This is a genomic window from Pseudomonas sp. (assembly GCF_026224925.1).
In the GTDB taxonomy this organism is placed as follows: domain Bacteria; phylum Pseudomonadota; class Gammaproteobacteria; order Pseudomonadales; family Pseudomonadaceae; genus Aquipseudomonas.
On the sequence record NZ_JAMFRV010000426.1, the window covers coordinates 1 to 4,659 of the forward strand.

At 58.9% G+C, this 4,659-nt stretch carries 5 protein-coding genes and 1 pseudogene; all 6 read right to left on the minus strand.

Annotated features, from left to right (window positions below; translation table 11 throughout):
- A pseudogene (locus M0974_RS18385) lies at positions 1-212 on the minus strand (hypothetical protein); the annotation flags it as partial.
- A gap of 65 nt (positions 213-277) precedes the next feature.
- Positions 278-481, minus strand: a complete 204-nt coding sequence (locus M0974_RS18390) for a DUF2970 domain-containing protein (RefSeq protein ID WP_297839834.1) — start codon at positions 479-481, stop codon at positions 278-280.
- A gap of 100 nt (positions 482-581) precedes the next feature.
- The gene (locus M0974_RS18395; RefSeq protein WP_297839835.1) at positions 582-731 is read right to left on the minus strand and encodes a hypothetical protein; all 150 of its coding nucleotides are present in this window, start codon (positions 729-731) and stop codon (positions 582-584) included.
- A 60-nt stretch (positions 732-791) separates the two neighbouring features.
- Entirely contained in the window at positions 792-2,396 is a 1,605-nt protein-coding gene (gene ctaD / locus M0974_RS18400) for a cytochrome c oxidase subunit I (protein ID WP_297839838.1), read from the minus strand.
- A gap of 165 nt (positions 2,397-2,561) precedes the next feature.
- Positions 2,562-3,779 (minus strand): cytochrome c oxidase subunit II, encoded by a 1,218-nt coding sequence (gene coxB, locus M0974_RS18405; protein WP_297839841.1) that lies wholly within the window; start codon positions 3,777-3,779, stop codon positions 2,562-2,564.
- Between the two features lie 53 nt (positions 3,780-3,832).
- Entirely contained in the window at positions 3,833-4,342 is a 510-nt protein-coding gene (locus M0974_RS18410; protein WP_297839845.1) for a DUF2244 domain-containing protein, read from the minus strand.
- Between the last annotated feature and the right edge of the window lie 317 nt (positions 4,343-4,659).

Consider the following 4,659-nt stretch of genomic DNA (forward strand, 5'->3'; position numbering starts at 1 on the left):
GAGATGGCATCGCCAAACCACTGCCACAAGACAAACAGCAGCCACAGCAGGCCGACCGCCACACCGATCGGCGCCAGGGCGCTGCCGTTGAGCCAGGCGGCGAGCGAGAAAAACATGCACAGCAATCCTATCGCCGCCGTAATCGGGTGGCGTGACGGTTGCGGCACAAAATACGGTGAACTCGACGCATGTGCCGGCGTATGTGCGCTCATGGTTACTTCTCCACTTCTATCAAATGATCTTATTCGTTGTTTTATTCAACGCACCCAACTGCGGACTATATTTTGCCGAGCACCACGTGCACCACCAGAATCAGCAGGCAGATAAAAACCGCCGCACATAACACCCCGGCGATCACCACATGCACGGGGCTCAATTCAGCCATATCGGTCTGGTGTGAGCTGCCCTTGCGGATGCCGATAAACGACCACAATACAGCTTTGATCGCCTTGAAAAAACTTGGGCTTCGCGCTTTATCCATCAGGCTCTCCGCGATCAGGCTTGGGCTTCGAACCTTAAGCCGCCGCCAGCTCGCAACTTAGGCTTGAACCCCGCTCGGCCGCCTGCGCGACCGGCCGGGTTTAACCGGAATGTACGTGATTCAAAATCGTTGCCAGGAAAAAACCCGCCACGATCAGGAACAGCACCGCACCCACGCGCCGATTCGCGGCGCGCTGTTGCGGGGTGAGTTTGCTAACTGGCTTCGGCATGCTCGTCTTCACAGTGTTCATGACAATTCCAAGGCCTACGCTTTATTTGTCGACAAGCTGCGTCGACCCCATGCGTCGACTTTACTCCACCACCGGCGGCGTTTCGAAAGTATGGAACGGCGGCGGGCTGGGCAAAGTCCATTCCAGGCCTTCCGCGCCATCCCACGGCTTGTCGCCGGCTGCAACATGACCTTCACCGCCGCGATATGCCGGCAGCGCGACCCAGAACAGGAAATACACCTGCATCAGGCCAAACCAGAACGCGCCCAAGGTGGCGACCTGGTTGAAATCGGTGAACTGCGCCGGGTAATCGGCATAACGGCGCGGCATGCCTGCCAGGCCGAGAAAGTGCATCGGGAAGAAGGTAATGTTGAACGAAATCAGCGAGCCCCAGAAGTGGATCTTGCCGCGCAATTCGTTATACATAAAACCGGTCCACTTCGGCGCCCAGTAATACCAGCCGGCGAACAAGGCAAACAACGAGCCTGCAACCAGCACGTAGTGGAAGTGAGCCACCACGTAATACGTACCATGCATCGCCACGTCGAGCGGGGCGATCGACAGGATCAGGCCGGTGAAACCGCCCATGGTGAAGACGAACAGAAAACCGATGGCGAACAGCATCGGGGTTTCGAAGGTCATCGAACCGCGCCACATGGTGGCGACCCAGTTGAACACCTTCACACCCGTCGGCACAGCAACCAGCAGCGTGGCGTACATAAAGAAGAGTTGTCCGGCCACCGGCAAACCGGTAACGAACATATGGTGCGCCCAGACCATAAACGACAGGATGGCGATCGAAGCGGTCGCGTACACCATCGAGCTATAGCCGAACAATTTCTTGCGCGAGAAGGTCGGGATCACCTGCGAGATAATGCCGAAAGCCGGCAAGATCATGATGTATACCTCGGGGTGTCCAAAAAACCAGAACACGTGCTGATACAGCACCGGGTCACCGCCGCCTGCGGCATTAAAGAATGACGTACCGAAATGGCGATCGAACAACAGCATGGTAATCGCGCCTGCCAGTACCGGCATCACGGCGATCAGCAAGAATGCGGTGATCAGCCAGGTCCAGACGAACATCGGCATTTTCATCAAGGTCATGCCCGGCGCGCGCAGGTTCAGGATGGTCACCACGATGTTGATCCCGCCCATGATCGACGAGGCACCCAGGATGTGGATGGCGAAGATGCCCAAGTCCATGCCCGGGCCCATCTGGACCGACAGCGGCGCGTACAGCGTCCAGCCTGCAGCCGTGGCGCCGCCGGGAGTGAACAGGGAAGCGACCAGCAACAATGCGGCCGGCGGCAGCAACCAGAAGCTCAGGTTGTTCATCCGCGCGAAGGCCATATCGGGGGCGCCGATCTGCAACGGGATCATCCAGTTGGCGAAGCCGACGAAGGCCGGCATGATGGCGCCGAACACCATGATCAGGCCATGCAGCGTGGTCATCTGGTTAAAGAATTCGGGGCGCACAATTTGCAGGCCCGGCTCGAACAATTCGCTGCGTATCATCAGCGCCATCACGCCGCCCACCATAAACATGGTGAACGAGAACACCAGATACAAGGTACCGATATCCTTGTGGTTCGTGGCGTACAGCCAACGACGCCAACCTACCGGGGCGCCGTGCGCGTGATCGTGATCATCACCAATCACGTGGTCGTGCGAGACCGTCGACATAACACTCTCCTTACGCTTAACTACGGTGCCCGCACAGGGTGCGGACAAAGCTTTTGATACTGTACTTGCCGCGTCGCGGCGACCTGGGTTGAACAGGCCCCGCGTCCGGCTTACCTAACCCTCGCCCTGCACCCAAACGTCGGGTTGCCCGCTCAGCTTGCCGACTCAGGTAGCCGACTTAGCCAGCGAGGTATCCGCCGCCGACTTCAAGTCAGGCTGCTTGCCGCCGCGTGCGCCCGTGACCACATCCGGCTGGACCACGTCACCCGTGTGATTGCCCCAGGAATTACGAATAAACGTAATGGCCGAAGCAATATCGAGATCGTTCAAGGTGCCGCCCCAGGCAGGCATCAGACCCTTGCCGTGCAGCACCAGATTCACGTTGTCGGCCAACGGGCCGGTCACCACTTTCGAATTCACCAGCGACGGGAACGGGCCTGCGCCCTGACCGTTGACTTGGTGGCAGGCTGCGCAATTGCTGGCAAACACCTTTTCGCCATGCTCCATCAGCTCGGCCTGGGTGTAGGGGCCGCTATGCGCCGCGCCGGTCAATGCCACGGCACCCGCTGCCGGCTGGTTGGTTTTCACCCAGGCGGCATAATCGTCGTCGGACAGGACATTCACCACGACCGGCATAAAAGCGTGATCTTTACCGCATAACTCGGTACAGAAACCACGGTACGTGCCGACTTTCTCGACCTTGAACCAGGTATCGCGCACAAAACCGGGGATCGCATCCTGCTTCACGCCGAATGCCGGCACATACCAGGAGTGCACCACGTCGGCCGCGGTCGTGATGATGCGGATTTTCTTGTTGACCGGGACCACCAGCGGATGATCGACTTCCTGCAAATAGGTGTCGCTGATCGGCGTCTGGCCTTCCACTTCGCTGCGCGGGGTCGACAGGGTCGAGATAAACGAAATGCCTTCGCCCGGGCCCTTGACGTAGTCGTAACCCCACTTCCACTGATAACCGGTGACCTTGACGGTCAAATCGGCATTCGAGGTGTCTTTCATCGCGATCACGGTGCGGGTCGCGGGCAAGGCCATCAGCACCACAATCACCAGCGGAACCACGGTCCAGAGAATTTCAACCGTGGTGCTTTCGTGGAAGTGCGCAGCCTTGTAGCCTTTGGACTTGCGGTGCGCAAAAATCGAATAGAACATCACGCCGAACACGGCGATGAAGATCACCAGACAGATGAGCAACATCAGGGTGTGCAAGTCGTAAAGCTCATGGGCGATCGACGTCACCGGCGGCTGAAAATTCAGCTCGTTGACTGCCGGGCCGCCGGGACTGTCGCCGACGGCATGGGCCACGCCGCTCAGAAGCAGGCTGCTGGCTGCCAGTCCGCCCAACAGGGCTCGCTTGATTGATTTCATAGCTTCCTTACCCAAAATAACCATTCAAACTCGTGCTTCCAGAACCGCCAGGCTCAGGAACAGCGCCTGATCCACGCACGCAAGTCTTGCACGAATTGCGCCCGCCGGTCTTGCGCGAGATGTTGTCCAATCTCAACCGTTTTACCCGCCGCATGCAGTGTAATCGGTTCCAGCGGCATGCCGCGTGGCCGCCGATACCGCGCCCGGCTGCTATCTTGCTCACCCAGTTCAATCCGCACCCAGCGCGGGTTGAACTCGTACTGTGTCTTGTGCTGCGCCGACATTTGTTCGACGATAAGCCGATGCGGCTGCAAGCGAATATGCTCGTAATCCACGGCATGACGGGCATACACCACAAATGCGATGCCGACCGCCACCAGCTCCAGCGCGCTAAAAATCAGCACCATCCATGCGCCCGACAGTGCCACTACGGCCGCGACCGAAAAAGAAATCGTCGCGAGGAACAGGTAAAACCCCAGGAACTGCTGCGGTGTCACCGCGCAATTACGCTTTAGCAACCAGTCTTTCAAGACCGGCTCATCCTGTGATTCGCCCGGCTCCATCGCCGCTCTCCTGCACCTCCGGGTGCGACCTGAGCACTTACCCCCGCGTCTTCAACCGCCGCTGGAGCACTATGCGCGCACCCACTCCAGCAAAGGCCGAAAGCCCCGGCATTATAGGCGGGATGCCCAACCGCCACAAGCAATCCGGCCCCGGCAACCGCAGCCGCCCCCGAAACTTGCCGCACCTGACCCGCATCATAGGCCGCTTAATAGGCCGCTTAATAGGCCGCTCAATAAGCTGACTGACTGAGGCTCTGCCCCATGACCCGATTCATGAGCCGGCCCACCGAATCAGGCTATAGAATCAGGTCACTGCA